The sequence below is a fragment of the Antiquaquibacter soli genome, assembly GCF_030580675.1.
In the GTDB taxonomy this organism is placed as follows: domain Bacteria; phylum Actinomycetota; class Actinomycetes; order Actinomycetales; family Microbacteriaceae; genus Rhodoglobus; species Rhodoglobus soli.
This window is the reverse complement of record NZ_JAUQUB010000002.1, coordinates 96,412-118,205: the sequence shown is the minus strand read 5'-3', so window position 1 is coordinate 118,205 and position 21,794 is coordinate 96,412. Positions and strand designations below refer to the sequence as shown.

Sequence of the window (21,794 nt, the reverse complement as noted above, 5' to 3'; positions counted from 1 at the left end):
TGCCTAAGCTAGCGGCATGGCCGGCCCCACCGCGTACTTCGACCCCGCCCGAGCCGCCGAGCTCGACCCCGCGACCCGCGACCTCGTCGAGCGCCGGGCCCGGGTGATGGGGCCCGCCTACCGGCTGTTCTACGAGCATCCCGTGCAGCTCGTCCGCGGGCAGGGCACGAGGGTGTGGGATGCCGCGGGCCGCGAGTACCTCGACGCCTACAACAACGTGCCGTCCGTGGGCCACGCTCACCCGCGGGTGGCCGCTGCGATGGCGGAGCAGGCCGCGACGCTCACCACCCACACGCGCTACCTCGCCGAGCCGACGATCGCCTACGCGGAGGATCTGCTGTCGACGCTGCCCCGCACCGTCGACACGATCATGTTCACCTGCACCGGGTCGGAGGCGAACGACCTCGCTCTGAAGATCGCGAAGATCGCGACCGGCGGCACGGGGGTGATCGTCACCGAGAACGCGTACCACGGCGTGACGACGGAGATCGCGGCGATCAGTCCCTCGCTCGGCGGGCTCGACTCGGTCGCGGACTGGGTGGAGCTGGTGCCCGTGCACGGCGACCTCGGCGCGAGCGTGGGGGCGGCGATCGCTCGACTCGAGGCTCGGGGCATCCGGCCCGCGGCTCTCATCGTCGACACCGTCTTTGCGTCGGACGGCGCGTGGCCCGATGTGGACGGATTCGTGGATGCCGTCGCCGCCGTTCGACGCGCCGGCGGGTTGTTCATCGCCGACGAGGTGCAGCCCGGGTTCGGACGGCTCGGCCACGGTATGTGGGGGTTAGAGCGCTACGGCCTCGAGCCCGATCTCGTGACCGTGGGCAAGCCGATGGGCAATGGCCAGCCGATCGCCGCGACGATGGCGCGGCGCGAGCTCGTCGAGCAGTTCAATGCGCGGTCGCGCTACTTCAACACCTTCGGCGGCAGTTCGGTGTCCATCGCGGCGGCGCGCGCGACCCTCGACGTGCTGCGCGACGAGAAGCTCATCGACAACGCCCGGGAGGTCGGCGAGTACCTCCTCGGCGAGCTCGCCGGTTCGGGGCTCTTCGTCGAGGTGCGGGGCGTCGGGCTGTTCCTCGGTGCGCGACTGGAGAGCGAGAGCCGTGCACTCGCGACGGTGAACGCGCTCCGCGATCGCGGCGTGCTGATCGCGACATCCGGGCCCGCCAACGACACGCTCAAGATCCGGCCGCCGCTGCCGTTCAGCCGCGCCGACGCCGACCTCCTGCTCACCGAGCTCGACCGCGCTCTCGGCTAAGACGGGTGCCCCCTTTCAGGGGTCAGAGCCCGGGGTACACGGACCCCTATGCTGGCGGGATGACTCGCACCCGCACTGCAGCCACCCTGACGGTCGGTACCGCTGCCGCCCTCGCCCTCGCGCTGGGCGCGGCCTCGCCCGCCCTCGCCGCCGATCCGACGGTCGATGTCGACGGCATCATCACGATCGGCGACGCCCACTGGCAGATCGACGAGTACGGCCTCGCGTACGGGTGGGATGCCGCAGACGTCTACGACCTCAGTGGCTACATCTATTACCCGGGCGAGTTCTACTACGACAACTACCTCTACTGCGGCACGGGCATCGCCGATGCGGACGTCGTCGTCGAATCCAACGGCGACCTCACCGTCACGTGCCCCGAGGGCCCCTTCGGCGCCACGGGCCTGACGGGGTCTCTCACCTTCCGCTTCTACGCCGCGGCGGACTCGGGGTACCTCATGCGCCAGCTCGTCACACTCACCAACGAGACGGACGAGCCGATCACCCTCGTCGGGGACCTCGAGGCGTACTACTACGACGGCTACACCGGGGCCCAGGGCGGGCCCGGCTTCATCACCTCGAGCGGCGGGGACACCGTGGGGGCCGACGACACCGGCTACATCGCACACGACCCGACCGGCGGCTCCGTTGTCGAGACCGAGGTGTGGGCTCCCAACGGATCGGCACCCGGCGCCGGCATCGTGGGCGACAGCCACCCGGCGATCAGCTACACGGCGGACTCGACGTTCGCCGCCGGCGAGACGAAGTACTTCGTGAACTTCACGAACATGGTCATCCCGGCGACGCAGGACGAGGAGGGGGCCGCGGCCGCCTTCGAGATCGCCGCTGATCAGACCGAGGAGTACAACGACTTCTCCGGTCGCCTCGTCGTCGGTCTGCCCGAGGGCCGCCCCGTCGTGGCCTGGGGCGTCACGCCGGTTGCTCCCGCGCCGATCGTCCCCACGCTCGCCAACACCGGTTCGGATGTCTCGGCTCTCGGCATCGGCGGCCTCGCAGCGCTGCTCGCCGCGGCAGCTGGCCTCGTCCTCATCCGCCGCACCCGGGCGGCTCGCTAGAACGCCGAGTGGCGAGTTCGTCCCGGGGACGGACTCGCCACTCGAGGCGCCCGAGCCGGCTAGGAGAAGTGCACTCCGCCATTGACGTCGATGACCTGGCCCGTGACGAAACCCGCGAGGTCGGAGACCAGATACGCGACCGCGCCGGCGACGTCGTCGACGGTGCCCGCTCGACCGAGGGGGATGCCCGCGATGATCCCCGCGCGGGCGGCATCCGGGGTGAACGTGTCGTGGAACGCCGTGCCCTCGATGAAGCCCGGCGCAACCGCATTGACCGTGATGCCGCTCGGGGCGAGCTCCTTCGCGAGTCCGCGCGTGAGGCCGATCACGGCCGCCTTGCTCGTCGCGTAGGCGACGGCCCCCGCTCCCCCGCCGTTCTCGGCGGCGAGCGACGACATCATCACGATGCGCCCCGCATCGGATGCCTCGAGCCACGGCACGGCGGCGCGGCTCACCGAGAACGCGCTCGAGACGTTGACCTCCTGCACCGCCCGCCAGTGGTCGTCGCCCATCGCCGCGACCGGCGACCTGCCGACGAGGTGGCCGGCGTTGTTGACGAGGATGTCGATGCCCCCGAGGACGGCGGCCGCCTCGGCGACGAGCCGGTCCGCCTGCGGCGGGTCGGTGAGGTCGGCGCGCACGGCGAGCGCGCGACGCCCGATCGATTCGATGGCGGCGACGGTCGCGCTCGCGTCGCTGCCCCGGTGGTGCACGACGACGTCGGCGCCCGCCCGCGCGAGGGCGATCGCGATTCCCGCCCCGATGCCCTGGCCGGCGCCGGTCACGATCGCGCGGCGCCCGTTGAGGTCGATCATCGTCCGAGCCATCCGCCGTCAACGGGCAGCACGGTGCCGTGCACGTAGTCCGACGCGGGCGAGGCGAGGAAGACGACGGCGCCCGCGATGTCCGACGGCCGTGCCCAGCGACCGGCGGGGATTCGCGCGCTGATCTGCTCGAAGCGCGTGGCATCGGCGACGAGTGCGGAGTTCATCTCCGTGTCGACATAACCGGGCGCGACGGCGTTGACGTTGACGCCGCGCGCCGCCCACTCGTTGGAGAACGCCTTCACGAGCTGCGCGACCCCGCCCTTGCTGGCGGCGTAGCCCGGAACAGTGAGCCCGCCCTGGAAGCTCAGCATCGAGGCGAGGAAGACGATCTTGCCCGAACCGCGCGCGACCATCCCGCGGCCGAGCTCGCGGCTGAGCACGAACGGCGCCGTGAGGTTCACGGCGAGCACCTCGTCCCACAGCTCGTCGCCGTGGTCCACGATCGGCGCACGCCGGTTGATGCCGGCGGCGTGGACGAGGATGTCGGGCACCCCCGCCGCGGAGTGGATGTCGGCGACGAGCCGGTGCACGTCGTCGCGGTCGGCGAGGTTCGCGCCGAGGCCGCGGTAGCGACGACCGAGTCGCTCGACGGGCTCGCGCGCCGCATCCGCCGACGCCTCGCTCGAGGCGATCCCGACGACATCGGCGCCCTCGTGCGCGAGCGCGACGGCGATCGCGAGTCCGATGCCGCGGCTCGCTCCCGTCACGACGGCGGTCGTGCCGGGGCGCAGCGGTTCGCTCACGGGAAGGCCAGCGCGGCCGCGTCGGGGGAGGCGCCGAGCATCCTCGACACTGTGCGCGCGGTCTCGCGCACGAGCGGACCGAGGTGCTCGTCGGACTCCGACGTGACCCGAGCCGCGGGGCCGGCGATGCTCACCGCGGCCACCGCCGTGTTCGAGTGGTCGAAGATCGGGGCGGCGTAGCCGCGGATGCCCTCGCGGTTCTCCATGTTGTCGATCGAGTAGCCGCGCTCGCGCGTGCGCTCGAGGTCGGCGAGCAGGGCGTCCCGCGTCAGCAGCGTGTTCTCGGTGCGCGGCACGAACTCCGCGGGCAGTCGCGACGCGAGCTTCTCGGTCGGCGTCCACGCGAGGATGGCCTTGCCGACACCCGTGGCGAAGGCGGGCACCGAGTCGCCGACGCGGCTGAAGATACGCACGGGCTCGGGGCTGTCGACGACCTCGATATAGATGACCTCGGTGCCGCTGAGCGTCGCGAGGTGGGCGGTCTCCCGCGTCTCGGCGACGAGTTCGCGCATCTCGGGGATCGCCAGCCGCCGCAAGTCGATGCGGCGCAGGTACTCGGACCCGAGCCGGAGGTTGGCGACACCGAGGCTGTAGACGCCGAGCTCCTCGTCGTAGGACAGGAAGTCGCGCGCGACGAGCGTGCGCAGCATCCGGTGCGTCGTCGCTTTGCTGTACTGCAGCAGCGCGCTGCAGGCGGCGAGGGTCAGACCCGGCTGGGGGCTCTCGGCGATCGTCACGAGCACTTCGAGCGCCCGGTCGAGGCTCTGGGTGCCGGCGATCGGCGCCGAGTCGTCCGTCTTCTCCGCAGTCACACCGTGCTCCTCTTGCGTCAATCGTGCATTCATCGAGATCGCCTCACAACCATAGTGATCCGGACCCGCTCTCACCCGAGCTGGGTGACCGCCAGCTGATCCATGTCGGCGAAGCTCTGGTTCTCGCCCGCCATGACCCACACGAACGAGTAGTTCGTCGACCCGGCGCCGAAGTGCACCGACCAGCTCGGCGAGATCACGCCGTCGCGGTTCTTCATCGCGAGCGGGCGCAGGTCGCTCGGCTCGCCCATGAAGTGCTGGACGCGGTGCTCCTCCGGCAGATCCATGTAGAGGTACACCTCCGTGCGACGGTCGTGGGTGTGCGGCGGCATGCTGTTCCACACGCTGCCCGGCTTGAGCGCGGTGATACCGAGCACGAGCTGGGACGTCCGGACCCCCTCGTCGTGCAGGTGCTTGTAGACGGTGCGCTCGTTCGCGGTCGCCTTGTCACCGGTCTCGCTCGTGAGCGCCTCGGCGAGCGGCACGAGGGTCGTGGGGAACGAGGTGTGCGACGTGGCCGAGGCGAGGAAGAACGCGGAGTCGGGGCCGGTCGCTTCGAAGACGACTTCGCGAGCGCCGCGACCGACGTACAGCACGTCCTTGTTGGCGAGCTCGAAGCGCGTCCCGTCCACCGTGATCGCTCCGCCGGCGCCGACGGCGACCGCCGCGAGCTCCCGGCGCTCGAGGAAGTACTCGGCGCGCAGATCGTCGGGAGCCTCGAGCGTGATCGGGGCTCCCTCGAGCGGCACGGCGCCGCCGAGGATCATGCGGTCGTGGTGGCTGTAGACGAGGGATGCCTCGCCCGGCACGAAGAGGTCGCCGAGCAGGAATCGGTCCTTGAGCTCCGCGCTGTCGAGCAGCGCGAGGTCGTCCGGATGGGTGGCGTGGCGAATCTGCACGAAGGGTGTCCTTGATCTAGTCGATGACGTTGACGGGCGAGCCCGACGCGAACGCGAGGATGTTCTCGCCGGCGATGCGAAACACGTCGTCCGCTTCGTCGGTGTGGAAGCCGATGTGGGGCGTGAGGGCCGTGTTGGCCGTCGCGACAGGCAGCGTTCCCTCGACGGGCGGCTCGGTCACGAAGACGTCGAGTCCGGCGCCGAAGATCGCTCCCTCCGCGAGCAGCTCGGCGAGGGCGTCGTTGTCGACGATCTCGGCTCGCGCGGTGTTGATGAGGATCGCGTTGCGGCCGAGCCTGCCGAGGAGGTCACGGCCGATCATCCCGTCGGTCTCCTCGTTGTGCAGCAGGTGCAGGGACACCACGTCGCTCGTCTCGAACAGCTCGTCGAGCTCGACCCGCGGGGCTCCCACCGACCGCTCGGAGCGGTTCCAGTAGACGACGTCCATGCCGAGCCCCTGGCCCATGGCGATGACCTTCTCGCCGATCGCGCCCGCTCCGACGACTCCGAGCCGGCGGCCGGCGAGCTTGAGCCCCTGGTTCTTCGTCCACTCGCCCGAGCGCACGATGCGGTCGCCCTCGACGACTCGGCGCGCGACGGCGAACATGAGGGCGATCGCGTGCTCCGCGACGCTCTGGCTCGCGAAGTCGGGGACGTTCGTGACCGTCGCCCCGACCGAGGCGGCCTCGGCCATGTCGACGAAGCGGCGGGCGCCCGTGCCGACGAAGCTCACGAGCTTGAGCCGGTTCTGCGCGATGAGTCCCGCGGGGACCGGTCCCTGGTCGCCGACGACGTAGAGCGCGTCGTAGCCGGATGCCCGGGCGATCGCCGCGTCGGCGTCGGCGAACGACTCCTCGAACCAGTCGAAGACGTGCCCGGCCTTCTCGAGCGGCGTCTTCACGTCGCGCTCGACGATGTCCTTGTACTGGGCCTCGCCGTCGATGCAGACGATCCTCATGAGTCGTGAACCTTTCGTGGTGCTGGTGGGTGGTGCTGGTGGTGGTGCGGATGCTGCGGAGCAGCGGGTGGAGCGGGGGTGGATGCCCGCGCCGCGTGAGGTCGGCGCGGGCATCCTGTCGTCCCGGGTAGGGACCTATCGGACTACTGGCCGACCCAGCGGTTGAACTGGTCGAGAACCGCGTCGAGGTTCTCGAGGTAGTAGTCGCTGTCCTGGAGCACGGAGCCCTCGACGTTCGAGCCGACCGGCAGGAAGGCCTGGACCTCGTCGGGGAAGTCCGCCGGGGTCAGCGACTTGAGCGACGCCGGGATCGGCGTGGGGATGACCGACGCGAACGCGATCTGCCCCTCGACGTTCTCGATGACGTGCTTGAGCAGCTGCTGCGCGGCGGCGGCGTTCGGCGCACCGGCCGGGATGGACCAGACGCTGTTCGAGTAGCCGGCCTCGTTCCATGTGATGTTCATCGGGAAGCCGTTCTCGGACAGAGCGGTGAACGCGCGGTTCGCCCACAGGATGCCGATGTCGCACGAGCCGTTCTCGAACGACTCGATCGACTGGGCGCCCGAGGTCCACCACGTGATGTCGCCCTTGATCTCGTCGAGCTTCGCGAGAGCGCGGTCCACGTCGAGCGGGTAGAGCTCGTCGGCGGCGACGCCGTCGGCGAGGAGCGCCGCCTCGAGGGTCCAGCCGTACTGCGGGTTGTTGAAGAAGCACCGCTTGCCGGGGAAGGTCTCGAGGTCCCACAGGTCGGCCATCTCGGACGGCTTCTCGTCGGGGTAGGCGTCGTCATCCCACGCGAGGACCATGCCGAACGTGCCGACCTCGATGCCGTACTCGCTGTAGGTGCCGTCGACGAGATCGTCCACGGGCACGATCGACGTGTCGATCTTCTCGAGGAGTCCGTCCTCGGCCGCGGTCGCGGCGTCGTTGACGGTCGGGAAGAGCACGAGGCTCCACGGCACGCTGCCGGCCTCCGCGGAGGCGAAGAACTTCGTCGCCGCCTCGTTGTAGTCGTCCGTGACCGTCACGCCGGTGTCATCCGTAAAGTCCTTGAACAGGGTGAGCGCCTCCTGCTCGTAGACGACGCCACCGGACGTGTCGTAGAACAGGATGTCGCCGCTGATCTCGCCGGCGCCGGTCTCTTCCTCGGCCGCGGGCGCGGAACAGGAACTGAGGGCGATCACGGCGACGAGCGAGCTCGCCCCCGCGATCATGAGGCGTGATGCTGTTTTCTTCATTGCTAACTACTCCTCGATCTCTGAAAGGGGGTGGGACCTAGGCGGTCTCGCGCGGTACCAACGCGGATTCGCCGATACGAACGGACAGGGTGATCCGCTCGCCGACGGCGGGGACCGGACCATAGGGGTCCAGATCCGCCGAACACTGGATGCCCTCGGCCGCGAGGCGCACGGTCTGGCGCTGGCCGAGGAAGCGGCTGTCGGTGACGACAGCCGAGATCAGCTTGTGGTGCCCGGTCGGCACCGTGTCGCTGACGACGAGCTGCTCGGGGCGAACCGAGCAGTAGACGCTCGTGGCGTCCGAGGTCGCGTGCGGTCGCGCGGTGACGAGCGAGTCGCCGATGCGCACGACCGTTCCCGCCGACGTGGTCTCCACGACCTCGCCGGGGAAGAGGTTGGTCTTGCCGAGGAACGTGGCGACGAACAGGTCGTTCGGTGCGCGGTAGAGCTCCTCGGGGGTGCCGATCTGCTGGATGCGGCCGTCGCGCATGACGCCCATCCGGTCGGAGAGGATGAAGGCCTCATCCTGGTCGTGCGTGACGTAGATCGCCGTCGTCTGCGCCTCCTGCTGGATGCGCCGGATCTCCGCGCCCAGGTCCTCGCGCAGCGCGCGGTCGAGGGCGCCGAGCGGCTCGTCGAGCAGCAGTACGCGCGGCCGCTGGGCCAGGGCGCGACCGAGCGCGACCCGCTGCTGCTGGCCGCCGGAGAGCTGGGCGGGATACCGGTCGCCGAGGCCGCCGAGCGCGGTGAGCTCGAGGATCTCCGCGACGCGGGCGGCACGGGCATCCGATCGCACCTTGCGGATCTTGAGGCCGAACTCGACGTTCTCGGCAACCGTGAGGTGCGGGAAGAGGGCGTAGTTCTGGAAGACGAACCCGATATCGCGCTTCTGCGTGGGGGTGTGGGTGACGTCGACGTCGTCGATGGCGACGCGGCCGCGCTGGGGGTCGAGGAGCCCCGCGATGATGCGCAGGAGCGTCGTCTTGCCCGAGCCCGACGGCCCGAGGAGGGTGAAGAACTCGCCGGCGTGGACCTCGATGCTCGCGTCATCCAGCGCGGTGCTGCCGTCGTAGTCGAGGCCGACGCCGCTGGCGACGACGCGCCCTCGGCTGGTGGGTGCGGCGGTCATGCTTCCTCCCGAAGTGCGGCACGTCGCCGCGCGATGATCGAGTTCACGACGCCGCGGACGACGACGATCACGACGACGAGGGTGACGAGAAGGGATGCGACGGCCGGCACGGTCGGCACGATCCCGCTCTCGAGGTACTTGTAGATCGTCACCGGCAGCGTCTTGGTGGGGCCGGTCTGCAGGAAGAGCGCGAGCACGACCTCGTCCCACGAGGTGACGAACGCGATCGCGAACGCTCCGAGGACGCTCGGCAGGATTCCCCGCACGACGACCGTCCAGAACGTGCGGGTCCGAGACGCCCCGAGTGTCCACGCCGCCGCTTCGACGCCGCGGTCGGCGCCCGCCATCGACGCGGAGATGAGCGCGTAGGAGAGGGGCGCGGCGATCACGGTGTGCGCGAGGATCAGCCCGATCACGGTGCCGGTGAGCTTGAGCTGCAGCTCGACGTCGAAGATGCCGATCGCGAGCAGGATGCCGGGGGCGATGATCGGCGCGAACGCGAGCCCGCCGATGACGGCCTTCCACGCCGTCGACCGGATGCCGCTCGTGACCCGCGCGAGCGCGAGCCCGATCGCGACCGAGAGGGCCGCCGTGCCGAGCCCCACCACAGTGCTCTGCATGATCGGACCGATCCAGGTCGGTGTCGTGAAGACCTGCACGAACCAGTCGAGGGTGAACCCGCGGGGCGGGAACACCACCGTGCCGGTCTCGCCGGTCGACAGCGGGAAGACGAAGAGCACCGGGATGACGAGCACGGCGATCGTGACGACGGTGAGCACCGCGGAGACGACCATCGCGGGGCTCCACCGGAAGGGCAGCTCGGCGCTGACGCCCTTGGCCTGCACCGATCCGACGCCGCCGGGGCTGAAGCTGCCCGCGATGCGCACCACTCCGACGTAGCAGACGACCGTCGCGATCAGCAGCAGGATGCCCATCGCACTCGCGATGCCCCACTGGAAGATGTCGATCTGCTGCTGGATGTAAACGGCGATCGTCTGGTCGCGCGGCCCGCCGAGGAGCGCCGGCACGACGAAGAAGCTGAGACCGAGGATGAAGATGAGCAGGGCGCCGCTGAAGAGCGACCCGCGCAGTTGCGGCAGGTAGACGCGGAAGAACGAGTAGGCGGGGCTCGCGCCCATCGTGCGCGCCGCGAGGATGAGGTTGTCGTCGACGGCGACCATGCCGGCGTAGAGCACGAGGATCATGTACGGCAGCAGGTACATGACCGTGCCGACGAGCACCCCGCCCTGCGTGTACAGCAGCTCGAGCGGGCCGAAGCCGAGGGCGATGCTCGCCTGGTTGAGCGGGCCGTTCGGCGAGAGGATCGAGGTCACCGCGAAGAGCCGCACGACGATGGAGACCCAGAACGGCACCAGGATCAGCAGCAGGAGCAGGGATGCCGTGCGCCGCTTGAGCCGGGAGATGAAGTACGCCGTGGGGAACGCGAGCGCCGTCGTGATGAGCGTGGAGTTGATGGCGAGGAGCAGGGTGCGGCCCTCGATGAGCAGCAGGAAGTCGTCGCCGAAGAGCTGCAGGAAGTTGTCGATCGTGAACTGCGGTGCGGCGGCGTCGAATTTGCCGTCGGGGCTGAGGCTGCGCAGCACGACGGTGAGGATCGGCCAGACGAAGAAGATCACGTAGAACGCGAGGATGGGCAGCAGGAGCGCCCACCTCGCGAGCAGCGCTCGGCTGCGGTGCAGCACGGGGGCGCTCGACACCGGGATCGGTGTCGTCGCGTCGGTCGCAGTCACGGTCGGCTCGACTAGCTCGCGGCGGACGCGCTGTAGATCGTGTAGACCTTGCGGGTGGTCTCCTCGACCACCCAGCGGCCCGTCCAGCCGGGGAGGAACTCGACGACGGCACCGGGGGCGATGGGCGAGACCGAGCCATCCGCGTGCTCGATCCGGCCTTTGCCGAAGAGGAAGACGACGACCTCGCCGATGCCCTGCTTGACCGAGTCGAAGACACCGGGGGTGACTTCCCACACGCCGATCTCGAGGTCGGGGGTGTCGACGATGACCCACTCGGCGCACGTCGGGTCGCCCTCGACGATGCGCGCCGGTGCTGGGCTCTCGGTGAGCTCGGCGCTCGCCGCATCCTGCAGGTGGCTGTGGAGGGTCGTCATCGTCAGGGTCCTTCGTCGGGGCTGTGGTCGGTGCGGTGTCGAATTGTGGAACACCGTACCAATATAGGATTTCGGTCGTGTTACGAGCGCGCTAGCGCCGCCCGGTTGGCGATGGTCGGGGCATCCCCCGTCGTCAGCACGCTCGCGCAGCGCTCGGCGAGCAGGTGGCGCAGGCGCCGCTCCGACTCCTCCGAGTACCAGGCGAGGTGGTTCGTGAGGGTCACGTGCGGAGCGGCGAGAATCGGGTCGTCGGTCGGCGGCTCGTGCTCGAGCACATCGAGGGCCGCCCCCGCGAGCCGGCCCGCCGAGAGCGCCGCAGCGAGGGCGGCGCTGTCGATGAGGCCGCCGCGCGACACGTTGACGACGTACGCCGTCGGCTTCAGCCGGGCGATCGCGTCGGCACCGAGGAGGTGGTGCGTCTCGGCCGTGAGCGGCACGTGCAGGCTGAGCACGTCGGCGGCCGCGAGAGCCTCCTCGAAGCCCACGAGCTCGGCGCCCGGCACATCCGTGGCCCACGGGTCGTGCGCGACGATGCGGCCGAAGAACGGCTGCAGGAGGCGGATGGTCTCGCGACCGATGCGTCCGACCCCGAGGAGGGCGAGGGTCATCCCCGACAGCGAACGAATGGGTCGCAGGGTCGGCCAGTCCGCCCAGCGGCCGACTCGCACGAGGGCGTCGGCCTCGAGGACGCGCCGGGTCGCGGCGAGCACGAGGGCGGCCGCGTGGGTGGCGACCTCCTCCTCGCAGTAGTCCGGGACGTTGACGACGGGGATGCCGCGCTCCGCCGCCGCGGCGAGGTCGATCGTGTCCACCCCGACGCCGTAGCGCCCCACGACCCGCCACTCGGGGTGCGCGTCGAGGTCGGCCGCGGTGATCGTCGCGTACTGCACGAGGACGCCGTCGACGGGGGCCGCGTCGGCGCGGGCATCCACGACCTCGACCCCGAGCGGCGCCGCCGCGGCGCTCTCGACGGCGGTGTCGCCGTAGGACGAATCGAGAACTGCGAGCCTCACTGGAACCCCTTCTGCGGAATTTTGATACACCGTTCCATAATCTGTCGCGAGGTGTCAAGATGGAACTCGCAGTTAGAGTTCGAGGGTGAGCAACCTGGAGACCGAGCCGGAGGAGCTCGTGTGCCCGCCCTCCGGCGCGCGCGGAATCGAGATCCTCGAACCCCGCGACGTGCCCCTCGGCGGACCCCGCGCGATGGGAGTGCGGCGCACCCTCCCGCAGAAGGCGCGCAGCCTGATCGGGGCGTGGTGCTTCGTCGACCACTACGGTCCCGAGCGCACGGCGATGGATGTGCCGCCGCACCCCCACACCGGACTGCAGACCGTGAGCTGGCTGTTCTCGGGCGAGATCGAGCACCGCGACGGGGTCGGCAGCCACGCCGTCATCGTGCCCGGCGGCCTCAACCTCATGACCGCGGGGCGCGGCATCGCGCACTCCGAGGTCTCGCTGCCCGGCACGCCGGCGCCCCTCCTCCACGGCGCCCAGCTCTGGGTCGCCCTCCCCGATGCCGACCGGCACACCGATCCGTTCTTCGAGAGCTACACCCCGGCAGCGATCACGGTCGGCGACGCGACCCTGCGGGTGTTCCTCGGCAGCCTCGCCGGGTCGACCTCGAGCGCGCGGGTGTTCACCGAGCTGCTCGGCGCCCAGGTCGACCTGCCGGCCGGGGCATCCGTCGACCTCGACGTCGATGAGCGCTTCGAGTTCGGCGTGCTCCTCGACACCGGGGAGGTCTCGGTCGACGGCGTGGGCGTGCCCGTCTCGCACCTGGCGTACGTGCCGCCCGGGTCATCCCGGCTCACGCTGACGGCGGGGGCGACGGATGCCCGGCTCCTGCTCATCGGAGGAGTGCCGCTCGGCGAGCAGATCGTCATGTGGTGGAACTTCATCGGCCGCACTCACGAGGAGATCGCCGAGTACCGCGAGGACTGGGAGTCGGGACGCCGCTTCGCGCCCGTAACCGGCTATGACGGTGACGCCTTGCCGGCGCCCGTGCTGCCGCCGATCCGCCTCAAGCCGCGCGGGTAGTGGTGAGGCTTTCGCCGAGTGTTCCGATTTGGTCGGAATAGGCGCCCCCAGAGCGACAAAATCGGAACACTGGGCGACGCGGAGGCGCGCTACTCGGCGGGCGGCATACCGAGCCGCTGCCGCTCCTCGGCCTCGATCTTGGCGCGCGTGTCGCGCTCCGTGCGGTCGGCCCGGATGATCGCGCGCAGGATGAACCAGAACACGAGCCCGACGAGGATGGTCGGCGCCACCGAGTAGAGGGCGTTGAGCCAGAAGTCCTGGGGCATGGCTCCAGGTTACCGGCTAGAAGCTGGACACCAGCCAGACGATCGCGACGACGACGAGCATCCCGACGAGGGCGAGGGTCGTGACGAGCCGGGAGGTGCGGCGATCCACCCGGCTAGCTGCCCTTGGTGAGGATGCCGATGACGCCGCTCGCGACCAGGTAGAGCCCGATCCCGCCCACGATCACCCAGATGGCGATGCGGGCGAAGGAGACCTCGCCCTTCTTCTTGTCGTCCTCGCCGGGGAGCTTCAGGTCGGTCATGACTCCTACTTTACGAGGGGGAACAGGATGGTCTCCCGAATGCCGAGGCCGGTGATCGCCATGAGCAGCCGGTCGATGCCCATCCCCATGCCGCCCGACGGGGGCATGCCGTGCTCGAGCGCGCGCAGGAACTCCTCGTCGAGGCGCATCGCCTCGTCGTCGCCCTTGCTCGCGAGCTTCGCCTGCTCGACGAAGCGCTCCCGCTGGATGACCGGGTCGACGAGCTCGGAATAGCCGGTCGCGAGCTCGAAGCCGCGCACGTACAGGTCCCACTTCTCGACGACGCCCTCGATGGAGCGGTGGTCGCGCACGAGCGGCGAGGTGTCCACAGGGAAGTCCATGACGAAGGTCGGCCGGTGCAGGTCGCCCTTGACGTAGTGCTCCCACAGCTCCTCGACGAGCTTGCCGTGCGTGGCGAGCTTCACCTCGACACCGATCGAGTCGGCGTGGGCCTGAAGCTCGGCGACCGGCGTCTGCGGGGTGACGGACAGACCGGATGCCTCGTTGAGGGACTGGTACATCGAGATACGGTCCCAGTCCCCGCCGAGGTCGTACTCGGTGCCGTCGGCCCACGTGACCACGAGCCCGCCCGAGACGGCGCGCGCGGCATCCTGCACGAGCTCTTGCGTGAGGTCGGCCATCTGGTTGTAGTCGCCGTAGGCCTGGTACGCCTCGAGCATGGCGAACTCGGGGCTGTGCGTGGAGTCGGCGCCCTCGTTGCGGAAGTTGCGGTTGATCTCGAACACCCGCTCGATGCCGCCGACGACGGCGCGCTTGAGGAAGAGCTCCGGGGCGATGCGCAGGTACAGCTCGGTGTCGAACGCGTTGGAGTGGGTGACGAAGGGGCGCGCGGATGCCCCGCCGTGGATGACCTGCAGCATCGGCGTCTCGACCTCGAGGTAGCCGTGGCCGGCGAACGTCGAGCGCAGGGAGGCGTTGACCGCGGCGCGCGCGCGGACCGTGTAGCGGGCCTGCTCGCGCACGATGAGGTCGAGGTAGCGGCTGCGCACGCGCGCCTCGTCGCTGAGCTCGGTGTGCAGGTTCGGCAGCGGCAGGATCGCCTTCGAGGTGATCGCCCAGTCGCGCGCGAGGATCGACAGCTCGCCGCGGCGGCTCGAGATGACCTCGCCGGAGACGAAGACGTGGTCGCCGAGGTCGACGAGCTCCTTCCAGCGCTCGAGCGACTCCTCGCCCACCTCGGCGAGGGAGATCATCGCCTGGATGCGCTGGCCGTCGCCGGACTGCAGGGCGGCGAAGCACAGCTTGCCGGTGTTGCGGAGGTGGACGATGCGACCCGCGAGTCCGACGACGTCGCCGGTCGTGGCATCCGGCTCCAGGGCAGGGTACTTGGCGCGGACCTCGGGGATCGTGGTCGTGATGTCGACGCCGACCGGGTAGGCGCCGGCGCCCGAGGCGATGAGGCGCTCGCGCTTCTCGAGACGCACGGCCTTCTGCTCCGAGACTTCGGCCTCGGTCAGTTCGGGTGCGGGAGTGGTCTCGTCAGTCACGGGGGTTAAGCGTACCGGCTCGCCCCGAGTGGCTCGGCGGAGGCGTCAGCCGATGCGGAGCGGCTCGTTGTCGATGAGCCGTGTGCTCCCCAGGGTCGCGGCGACGATCGCGATCGCCGGCCCGCGGTAGTCGTCGTCGACGGGACGGAAGGTCGCCGGATGCACGATCGCGAAGTAATCCAGGTCGACGAGCTCCTCGCCCATGAGTGCCCCCTGGGCCGCGGCGAGCGCCGCGTCGATGCCGCGCTCCCCCGCTGAGACGGCGGCCTCGAGGGCGGCGGACAGGGTGCGCGCCGCCGTCCGCTCGCTCGCGGAGAGGAAGCGGTTGCGGCTTGAGAGGGCCAACCCGTCCGGCTCGCGCACGGTAGGAATGGTCTCGACGCGGGTGGCGATGTTGAGGTCGCCGACCATGCGCTTCACGACGAACAGCTGCTGGGCATCCTTCTGCCCGAACGTGACGACGTCGGGCGTGACGATACCGAGGAGCTTGGCGACGACGGTGAGCACGGCATCGAAGTGGCCGGGACGGAGGCGGCCCTCGAACGTGGAGCCGACGGCGCCCGCCGAGACGGTCGTCGCGGTCGGCCCGGTCGGGTACATCTCGTCGACGCTCGGGGCGAAGACCAGGTCGACGCCCTCGCCGGCGAGCAGGTCGACGTCGGCGTCGAGGGTGCGCGGGTAGCGCTCGAGGTCGGCGGGCTGGGTGAACTGGGTCGGGTTGAGGAAGATGGAGACGACTCGGGTGTCGGCGATCTCGGCGGCGCGGCGCACGTGCGCGAGGTGGCCCTCGTGGAGGGCGCCGAGCGTGGGGGTCAGCGCGACAGTGCGACCGGCGGCGCGCTCGGCGGCGACCGCCTCGCGCATCTCTCGCACGGTCTCGATCACGCGGGGTCGACGCTGAGCACTCACCGGACCATCGTAGGGGGCGGGGCCGCGGGCGTCCGCGGCTGATCAGCCGCGGGGGCGCATCCCGGCGACTCTCCGGATCGACGGAGACGCACGCTGCGGGGGTCGGCGCGCCGCGATGCACCGTGCCGGATGGCTCGGATCTCCGTCGTTTCGGAAGGGAGGCGGGCGGAACGGGCGGGCGGAACGGGCGGGCGGAACGGGCGGGCGGAACGGGCGGGCGGAACGGGCGGGCGGAACGGGGCCAGCGCGCCACGGCTCACCGGCCGCTACTCGGGCGACTGCAGGGCGTTCTCGACCGCGGAGCGCACGAGGGGCGCGATGACGCGAGCGGGGGCATCCAGTCCGAGCGCGCCCAGCATGTCGACCGACTGGCGCACGATCGCCGAGGAGAAGCTCGTCGCCGTCGCGATGGCCTCCGCGTAGGCGGGGCGGTCGGCGTCGGCGATCACGACCGGCTCTGCGCCGAGCTCGACGACGAGGGCCTGGGCGATCGGCAGCACGGGCGTCGGCGCGGTGACGGCGCAGTAGCTCTCGCGGAGCCGCACGAGATCCATGCTCGTGCCCGTGAAGGACATGGCCGGATGCACGGCGAGCGGTATCGCCCCGGCCGAGACGGCCGGCTGCAGCACCGACCAGCCGAGGCCCGGAGCGGTGTGCAGCACGAGCTGACCGGGCTGCCAGACGCCCGCCGCCGCGAGACCGGACACGAACGACTCGATCTCCGCCTCCGGGATGGCGAGCAGCACGAGCTCGCTGCGCTCGACGAGCTGCGGGATCTCGAGGATGGGCGCCTGCGGCAGGAGCGCGTGGGCGCGCTCGCGACCCTCGTCGCTCACCGTCGCGACCCCCGTGACGGCGTGACCCGCGGCGGCGAGGCCCGCCCCGAGGACCGGTCCGACGCGGCCTCCTCCAATGACGCCGACGCCGAGTCGGCCGGCGGCGGTCACGCCTGCTCCGGCTCCGCGGGCGGCTCCACGAGGGGAGCGCGCCAGCGGTGGCTGCGGTCGGCGGTGCCGGCGGCGATCGCCTCGGCAGCGGCATCCTGGAAGAACCGGACGGCGACAGTCTCATCGATCGCGCCGAGCCGTGCGGAGATCGGACCGGCGACGGTGTGCAGCCGCACGGTCGCGAGCCGCAAGCGGCGCAGCAGCGGCCCCTGCGCCAGCGCGACGCTCTGCATGCGCGCTTGCGGCACGATCACGAGCTCGCGCCAGATGGCGCCCTTGCGCAGAAGGACGGCGCTCGAGGTGATCGCGAATCCGTTGCGGCGCCAGGAGAACCAGCGGATCGGCGCGGCCCGGCGCGGCGAGTTCACGAAGCCGTCGTCGCCGCCCTTCGACACGAGGCCGCGCTCGAGGAGGGCGATCGACTCCTCGTCGACCATGAGCGGCAGCACGAGCTCGAGAACTTTGCGCACGTCGGAGAGGGTGCCGACGGGGAGGATGACGGTGTTCGCCTGGCCCGCGGCTCCCTGCGCCGACGACGTGGATGCCCGGTTGATCGACACCTGCCACCACCCCGCGGGCCGCCACAGCAGCGGCTGCATCACCTGCACCGCGTGGATGCGCCCAGGTGGGAGGGTCTCGTTGCTCGTGGAGAGCAGGCCGAATCCGACCCGGACCCCGTCGGGCGTCGAGGCGATGCTGTACCTCAGCGAGCGCGTGACCCGGTTCACGTAGAACGAGCCGACGCCGATGATGCCGGGAACGAAAGCGAACAGGAAGAACGCCTCGCCCGTGCGCACGATGACGATGGTCGCGACGATCGCCGCCGCGAGCACCACGATCGTCGTGCCGCTCAGCAGCAGCGACCCAGCGAGTCGACCGGGGTGCATCTTGACGACCGACTCGGGGGCGGCGAGCGCAGGGTCGAGCTCGGGGGCGAGGAGCTCGGCGACCCGTTGGTCGACGATGCTGCCGGCGGGACCGGCGACCCCGGCGGGAGCGGCAGCCCCTGCATCGGCCGACTCCGCCCGGGCGGACCCCGACGCGAGCCACAGGATCTGCCGGCGCAGCTCGTCAGCCGCACCCGAGGAGAGGTAGGCGAGCGGGATGTTGGCGTCCTGGCCGGCGACCGTCACCTCGAGCTTCGCGGCGCCGAACAGCCGTGCCAGGAACGGCCGCACGATGTTGATGCCCTGGATGCGGTCCAGCCGTCCGCGGCGGTGCGTGCGGAACAGGATGCCCGAGCGCACCTCCACGAGCTCGTCCGTGATGCGGAAGGTGTGCATCCGCCACGACAGGTAGAAGGCGAGGATCGACAGGAGGAGGCCGCCGATGATGGCGAGGATGACGAAGCCGAGGTAGTCGTGCTCGAGGATGAACGTGATCGGGTCGTACTCGTCATCCCAGTCGTTGCCGCCGCCGAAGACGATCTCGATCGCGACGTCGCGGAGGTTCACCACGATGACGCCGAGGATGGCGATGAACGCGATCCCGCCGCGCAGGAGCGGAGTCGCCGGGTGGAGGCGGTGCCACCGCCCGTCGGCGAGGTCGGCGGAGGTCGAGACGGCTCCGTCCACCGCCTCCGGCGTCGGCGCGGGCTCGGTCACAGTCCCGCCCGGCGGCTCTCGGCGAGCTCGACGAGGCGGTCGCGCAGCTCCTCCGCCTCCGCCTCGGGCAGGCCCGGGATGGTGACAGCGGTCGCCGCCGCCGCGGTGACGAACTTGAGCTCGCTGAGCCCGACGGCGCGAGCGAGAGGTCCGCGGTTCACATCGACGAGCTGCATCCGACCGTAGGGCACCGCCACGAACCGCTGGAACATGATGCCCTTGCGGAAGAGCAGGTCGTCCGCGCGGAGCTGGTAGCCGATCGCACGCACCCGCCGGGGGGTGAACGCGAGCAGCACGACGAAGCCGACCGCGAGGGCGGCGGGGATGACCCACAGCCACGTCACCCCGGAGACCGCGGGCGCGATCGAGGTCGCCCCCACGACGACGGCGCCGCCGATGAGCGTGCCGACGAGGTCGACGACGATGTACTTGGGCGACACGCGGCGCCACTCGGTGTCGGGCAGTTCGAGCGTCACGAGAGTCCTCGAGGGTCGGGACGACCCTCGCGCGGGTCGTCGTCGTCGGGCGGGATCGTGCACATGTGCTCGGCCACGAGGCCTCCCACGAGCAGGATGATCGCGCCCACCGTCGAGGCGAGCGCCATCGCCACCGAGCCTACCCCGGGGATCACGGAGCGGCTCAGGAGGTAGGCCGTGATGCCGAGTCCGGCGCCGCCGAGGAGCGCCCCGCTCAGGCTCGACGCCTTGGCGAGCATCACGACGCGAGTCGCGTAGAAGGGGTCGACAGTCGCGCCCTCGACGCGGCGGGACACCCTTCGCACCGGAAGCGCCATGAGCACGACGATTCCGCCGATGAGGGCGAGCGCGAACGCGAGCGTCACCGGGGGCAGCACGATCGCGTTGCCGCTCGCCGCGAGCGCCGTCTGCAGGAACCACGCGAGGGCGGCCCCGAGCGCGGCGAGCACGACGAGGTGCAGGGGCTTCGTGCGGGTCACAGCGCCTCCAGGAGGTCGCGCACCCGGCCGTGACCGGTGAGCCGGGCATCCGGGTCGGCCTGCAGCCACGGTTCGAGCACGAAGGCGCGCTCGGCGGCGCGCGGATGCGGGAGCGTGAGCTCCTCGGTGCGCAGCGTGACCCCGGCGACATCGATGAGGTCGAGGTCGAGCGTGCGGTCGCCCCAGCGCTCGGCCCGGACGCGACCGTGCCGCTGCTCGATCTCGCGGAGGAGGTGCAGCAGGTCGAGGGGCTCGAGCGCCGACTCGACGACCACGACCGCGTTGAGGTAGGCGGGGGCATCCGGGTCCTCCCCCTCGGGCTTGAGGGCGACGGTCTCGACGGCTCCCGAGGCGGCGACGAGCTCCACTCCCTCGAGGTCGGCGATCTCGCGAGTCGCGGCGAGCAGGGTCGCCTCGCGATCGCCGAGGTTGCTGCCGAGCGCGATGACCGCGCGGGCGCCGCTCACGCGCTGAACCCGACGGGCCCCGCGTTCTGCCGTCGACCGCGGGTGATCGTCACGGCGACGTCGTCGAACGGAACGGAGATCGGAGCGCTCGGCTTGTGGACGGTGACCTTCGTGAGCTGCGCGGCGTCGTGGGCGAGCACGACCTCGGCGACGCGCTCGGCGACGGTCTCGATGAGGTCGACGGGGTCGCGCTCGACGGCGGCGACGATCTGCTCGGCGAGCTCGCCGTAGTGGATGGTGCGGTCGAGGTCGTCGGTGCGGCCGGCGTCCGCGAGCGGCAGGTACACGACCACGTCGATCACGAACACCTGACCGGTGCGCCGCTCGTGCTCGAGCACGCCGTGATGGGCGTTCGCGCGCAGCCCGGTGAGGCTGATCTCGTCCATGAAGTCCACTAGCCGCGACCGCCTTCCCACGCCGACTGCACGTCGAGCGCGCGCCGCGTCGACGCGACGTCGTGCACGCGCACGCCCCACGCGCCGGAGGCAGCGGCGAGGGCGCTCACGACCGCGGTGGCCTCGTCGCGCTCCTTCGCCTTCGCCCCCCACGGGGACAGGAACCTCTTGCGGGATGCCCCGACCAGCAACGGGAACCCGAGGCTCGCGAGCTCGTCGAGCCGCCCGAGCAGTTGCCAGTTCTGGTCGGCGTCCTTGGAGAAACCCAGCCCCGGGTCGAGTACGACGCGCTCGGGGTCGATGCCCCACACCGCCATCTCCGCGACGCGCGCCTTGAGGTCGGCACGGACGTCGGCCACGACGTCGCCGTACTCCGCGACAGTGCCGCTCGGGCCGCGCCAGTGCATCGCGATGTAGCCGACGTCGAGTCCCGCTACCACCCGGTACATCTCGGGGTCGTGCAGCCCGCCCGACACGTCGTTGATGACGGATGCTCCCGCCGCCGCCACCTCCGCCGCCGTGCTCGCGTTCATCGTGTCGACGCTCACCGCCACTCCCGCGTCGACGAGTCCCCGGACGACGGGGAGGACGCGGGCGAGCTCCTCGGCGGGGCTGATGCTCGAGGCACCGGGGCGGGTGGACTCGCCACCGACGTCGACGAGGTCGGCACCGGCATCCCGCAGCTCGATTCCGCGTGCGATGGCCGCCGCCGCGTCGACGAGCTCGCCGCCGTCGCTGAACGAGTCGGGGGTGACGTTGAGGATCGCGAGGATGTGGGTCACGATGCGGCCCCGCTCCCGGCGCCGCTGCCGCCCCCGATGAGGGCCATGACCTCGGCGCGCTGCACCGGGTCGGCGAGGGTTCCGCGCGTCGCCATCGTCACCGTCGAGCTCGTCGCCTGGCGCACGCCCCGGGCGGACACGCAGCCGTGCACGGCGTCGAGCACCACGAGCACGCCCGCCGCGTCGAGGCCGTCGGCGAGGGCATCCGCGATCTCCTCGGTGAGGCGCTCCTGCAGCTGCGGGCGGGACGCGAGCGTCTCGACGACGCGCGGGAGCTTGCCGAGGCCGACGACGCGCGACCCCGGGACGTACGCGACGTGGGCCGTGCCGAGGAAGGGCAGCAGGTGGTGCTCGCAGATCGAGCGGAACGCGATGTCGCGCAGCAGGACGAGCTCGCCGAGCTGACCGGGCTCGAGCTCGACGGTGTCCACGAGGTGCTCGCGCGGGTCGACACCCACGCCGGAGAAGAAGTCGGCGTAGGCCTGGGCGACGCGCTGCGGGGTCGACTCGAGACCCGGTCGCGCCGGGTCCTCGCCGATGGCGACGAGGATGTCGGCAACGGCCGCTTCGATGCGTCCGGAGTCGATGGCCATGGG

At 70.9% G+C, this 21,794-nt stretch carries 25 protein-coding genes; 3 read left to right on the top strand and 22 right to left on the bottom strand.

The genetic code is table 11. The features are described 5' to 3' along the window. Positions 1-16 precede the first annotated feature (16 nt). Complete coding sequence (locus Q5716_RS10595; RefSeq protein ID WP_305003105.1) at positions 17-1,258, top strand: aspartate aminotransferase family protein; 1,242 nt, start codon at positions 17-19, stop codon at positions 1,256-1,258. A gap of 59 nt (positions 1,259-1,317) precedes the next feature. Continuing rightward, positions 1,318-2,334, top strand: a complete 1,017-nt coding sequence (locus Q5716_RS10590; RefSeq protein ID WP_305003104.1) for an LPXTG cell wall anchor domain-containing protein — start codon at positions 1,318-1,320, stop codon at positions 2,332-2,334. Positions 2,335-2,393: 59 nt separating this feature from the next. On the opposite strand, the gene Q5716_RS10585 is transcribed toward Q5716_RS10590, so the two are convergent. The 10 genes from Q5716_RS10585 to Q5716_RS10540 all read right to left on the bottom strand — a co-directional run bounded on the left by Q5716_RS10585 (position 2,394) and on the right by Q5716_RS10540 (position 12,078). Next, positions 2,394-3,149, bottom strand: coding sequence for an SDR family NAD(P)-dependent oxidoreductase (locus Q5716_RS10585; RefSeq protein WP_305003103.1), 756 nt, complete (start codon positions 3,147-3,149; stop codon positions 2,394-2,396). Then, complete coding sequence (locus Q5716_RS10580; RefSeq protein ID WP_305003102.1) at positions 3,146-3,904, bottom strand: SDR family oxidoreductase; 759 nt, start codon at positions 3,902-3,904, stop codon at positions 3,146-3,148. Before Q5716_RS10580 ends, Q5716_RS10585 begins: the two co-directional genes overlap by 4 nt. Further along, the gene (locus tag Q5716_RS10575) at positions 3,901-4,716 is read right to left on the bottom strand and encodes an IclR family transcriptional regulator (protein ID WP_305003101.1); all 816 of its coding nucleotides are present in this window, start codon (positions 4,714-4,716) and stop codon (positions 3,901-3,903) included. The genes Q5716_RS10580 and Q5716_RS10575 overlap by 4 nt, the downstream gene beginning before the upstream one ends. Positions 4,717-4,787: 71 nt before the next feature. Then, entirely contained in the window at positions 4,788-5,615 is an 828-nt protein-coding gene (gene kduI, locus Q5716_RS10570) for a 5-dehydro-4-deoxy-D-glucuronate isomerase (RefSeq protein WP_305003100.1), read from the bottom strand. A gap of 16 nt (positions 5,616-5,631) precedes the next feature. After that, complete coding sequence (locus Q5716_RS10565) at positions 5,632-6,573, bottom strand: 2-hydroxyacid dehydrogenase (RefSeq protein WP_305003099.1); 942 nt, start codon at positions 6,571-6,573, stop codon at positions 5,632-5,634. Positions 6,574-6,716: 143 nt separating this feature from the next. Beyond that, positions 6,717-7,811 carry an extracellular solute-binding protein gene (locus Q5716_RS10560; protein ID WP_305003098.1) on the bottom strand — a complete coding sequence of 365 codons (1,095 nt, stop codon included), beginning with the start codon at positions 7,809-7,811 and terminating at the stop codon, positions 6,717-6,719. A 37-nt stretch (positions 7,812-7,848) separates the two neighbouring features. Then, positions 7,849-8,940: an ABC transporter ATP-binding protein gene (locus Q5716_RS10555; protein ID WP_305003097.1), complete on the bottom strand. Its 1,092-nt coding sequence runs from the start codon at positions 8,938-8,940 to the stop codon at positions 7,849-7,851. Then, positions 8,937-10,691, bottom strand: coding sequence for an ABC transporter permease subunit (locus Q5716_RS10550; protein WP_305003096.1), 1,755 nt, complete (start codon positions 10,689-10,691; stop codon positions 8,937-8,939). Before Q5716_RS10550 ends, Q5716_RS10555 begins: the two co-directional genes overlap by 4 nt. A gap of 11 nt (positions 10,692-10,702) precedes the next feature. Continuing rightward, positions 10,703-11,065 (bottom strand): cupin domain-containing protein, encoded by a 363-nt coding sequence (locus Q5716_RS10545; RefSeq protein WP_305003095.1) that lies wholly within the window; start codon positions 11,063-11,065, stop codon positions 10,703-10,705. An 80-nt stretch (positions 11,066-11,145) separates the two neighbouring features. After that, complete coding sequence (locus tag Q5716_RS10540; RefSeq protein WP_305003094.1) at positions 11,146-12,078, bottom strand: C-terminal binding protein; 933 nt, start codon at positions 12,076-12,078, stop codon at positions 11,146-11,148. Positions 12,079-12,163: 85 nt separating this feature from the next. Between Q5716_RS10540 and Q5716_RS10535 the strand changes: the two genes are divergently transcribed. Then, the gene (locus Q5716_RS10535) at positions 12,164-13,105 is read left to right on the top strand and encodes a pirin family protein (RefSeq protein WP_305003093.1); all 942 of its coding nucleotides are present in this window, start codon (positions 12,164-12,166) and stop codon (positions 13,103-13,105) included. A gap of 89 nt (positions 13,106-13,194) precedes the next feature. On the opposite strand, the gene Q5716_RS10530 is transcribed toward Q5716_RS10535, so the two are convergent. The 12 genes from Q5716_RS10530 to folE form a co-directional block, all read right to left on the bottom strand. Then, the gene (locus Q5716_RS10530) at positions 13,195-13,371 is read right to left on the bottom strand and encodes a hypothetical protein (RefSeq protein WP_305003092.1); all 177 of its coding nucleotides are present in this window, start codon (positions 13,369-13,371) and stop codon (positions 13,195-13,197) included. 113 nt (positions 13,372-13,484) lie between these two features. After that, positions 13,485-13,631 (bottom strand): hypothetical protein, encoded by a 147-nt coding sequence (locus tag Q5716_RS10525; RefSeq protein ID WP_305003091.1) that lies wholly within the window; start codon positions 13,629-13,631, stop codon positions 13,485-13,487. Positions 13,632-13,636: 5 nt separating this feature from the next. After that, on the bottom strand, positions 13,637-15,139 hold the full coding sequence (gene lysS, locus Q5716_RS10520) for a lysine--tRNA ligase (RefSeq protein ID WP_305003090.1): 1,503 nt from the start codon (positions 15,137-15,139) through the stop codon (positions 13,637-13,639). Positions 15,140-15,184: 45 nt separating this feature from the next. After that, positions 15,185-16,048: a pantoate--beta-alanine ligase gene (gene panC / locus Q5716_RS10515; RefSeq protein WP_305003089.1), complete on the bottom strand. Its 864-nt coding sequence runs from the start codon at positions 16,046-16,048 to the stop codon at positions 15,185-15,187. A gap of 266 nt (positions 16,049-16,314) precedes the next feature. After that, positions 16,315-16,995 (bottom strand): DUF2520 domain-containing protein, encoded by a 681-nt coding sequence (locus tag Q5716_RS10510; protein ID WP_305003088.1) that lies wholly within the window; start codon positions 16,993-16,995, stop codon positions 16,315-16,317. After that, entirely contained in the window at positions 16,992-18,599 is a 1,608-nt protein-coding gene (locus Q5716_RS10505; protein ID WP_305003087.1) for a PH domain-containing protein, read from the bottom strand. The genes Q5716_RS10510 and Q5716_RS10505 overlap by 4 nt, the downstream gene beginning before the upstream one ends. After that, positions 18,596-19,075, bottom strand: coding sequence for a PH domain-containing protein (locus Q5716_RS10500; RefSeq protein ID WP_305003086.1), 480 nt, complete (start codon positions 19,073-19,075; stop codon positions 18,596-18,598). Before Q5716_RS10500 ends, Q5716_RS10505 begins: the two co-directional genes overlap by 4 nt. Beyond that, complete coding sequence (locus Q5716_RS10495) at positions 19,072-19,554, bottom strand: DUF3180 domain-containing protein (RefSeq protein WP_305003085.1); 483 nt, start codon at positions 19,552-19,554, stop codon at positions 19,072-19,074. The genes Q5716_RS10500 and Q5716_RS10495 overlap by 4 nt, the downstream gene beginning before the upstream one ends. Beyond that, the gene (gene folK, locus Q5716_RS10490; RefSeq protein WP_305003084.1) at positions 19,551-20,021 is read right to left on the bottom strand and encodes a 2-amino-4-hydroxy-6-hydroxymethyldihydropteridine diphosphokinase; all 471 of its coding nucleotides are present in this window, start codon (positions 20,019-20,021) and stop codon (positions 19,551-19,553) included. The genes Q5716_RS10495 and folK overlap by 4 nt, the downstream gene beginning before the upstream one ends. After that, a complete protein-coding gene (gene folB / locus Q5716_RS10485; RefSeq protein WP_305003083.1) occupies positions 20,018-20,407 on the bottom strand; it encodes a dihydroneopterin aldolase in 390 nt (129 codons plus the stop codon). The genes folK and folB overlap by 4 nt, the downstream gene beginning before the upstream one ends. A gap of 8 nt (positions 20,408-20,415) precedes the next feature. Continuing rightward, a complete protein-coding gene (gene folP / locus Q5716_RS10480) occupies positions 20,416-21,198 on the bottom strand; it encodes a dihydropteroate synthase (protein WP_305003082.1) in 783 nt (260 codons plus the stop codon). Next, positions 21,195-21,791: a GTP cyclohydrolase I FolE gene (gene folE / locus Q5716_RS10475; RefSeq protein WP_305003081.1), complete on the bottom strand. Its 597-nt coding sequence runs from the start codon at positions 21,789-21,791 to the stop codon at positions 21,195-21,197. The genes folP and folE overlap by 4 nt, the downstream gene beginning before the upstream one ends. Positions 21,792-21,794: the final 3 nt, after the last annotated feature.

Bases quoted from the DNA above. Each gene is read 5' to 3' on its own strand.
- Q5716_RS10595 (WP_305003105.1), top strand. From the start codon at position 17: ATGGCCGGCCCCACCGCGTACTTCGACCCCGCCCGAGCCGCCGAGCTC.
- Q5716_RS10590 (WP_305003104.1), top strand. From the start codon at position 1,318: ATGACTCGCACCCGCACTGCAGCCACCCTGACGGTCGGTACCGCTGCC.
- Q5716_RS10585 (WP_305003103.1), bottom strand. From the start codon at position 3,149: ATGATCGACCTCAACGGGCGCCGCGCGATCGTGACCGGCGCCGGCCAG.
- Q5716_RS10565 (WP_305003099.1), bottom strand. From the start codon at position 6,573: ATGAGGATCGTCTGCATCGACGGCGAGGCCCAGTACAAGGACATCGTC.
- Q5716_RS10560 (WP_305003098.1), bottom strand. From the start codon at position 7,811: ATGAAGAAAACAGCATCACGCCTCATGATCGCGGGGGCGAGCTCGCTC.
- Q5716_RS10555 (WP_305003097.1), bottom strand. From the start codon at position 8,940: ATGACCGCCGCACCCACCAGCCGAGGGCGCGTCGTCGCCAGCGGCGTC.
- Q5716_RS10545 (WP_305003095.1), bottom strand. From the start codon at position 11,065: ATGACGACCCTCCACAGCCACCTGCAGGATGCGGCGAGCGCCGAGCTC.
- Q5716_RS10530 (WP_305003092.1), bottom strand. From the start codon at position 13,371: ATGCCCCAGGACTTCTGGCTCAACGCCCTCTACTCGGTGGCGCCGACC.
- Q5716_RS10525 (WP_305003091.1), bottom strand. From the start codon at position 13,631: ATGACCGACCTGAAGCTCCCCGGCGAGGACGACAAGAAGAAGGGCGAG.
- folB (WP_305003083.1), bottom strand. From the start codon at position 20,407: ATGGACGAGATCAGCCTCACCGGGCTGCGCGCGAACGCCCATCACGGC.
- folE (WP_305003081.1), bottom strand. From the start codon at position 21,791: ATGGCCATCGACTCCGGACGCATCGAAGCGGCCGTTGCCGACATCCTC.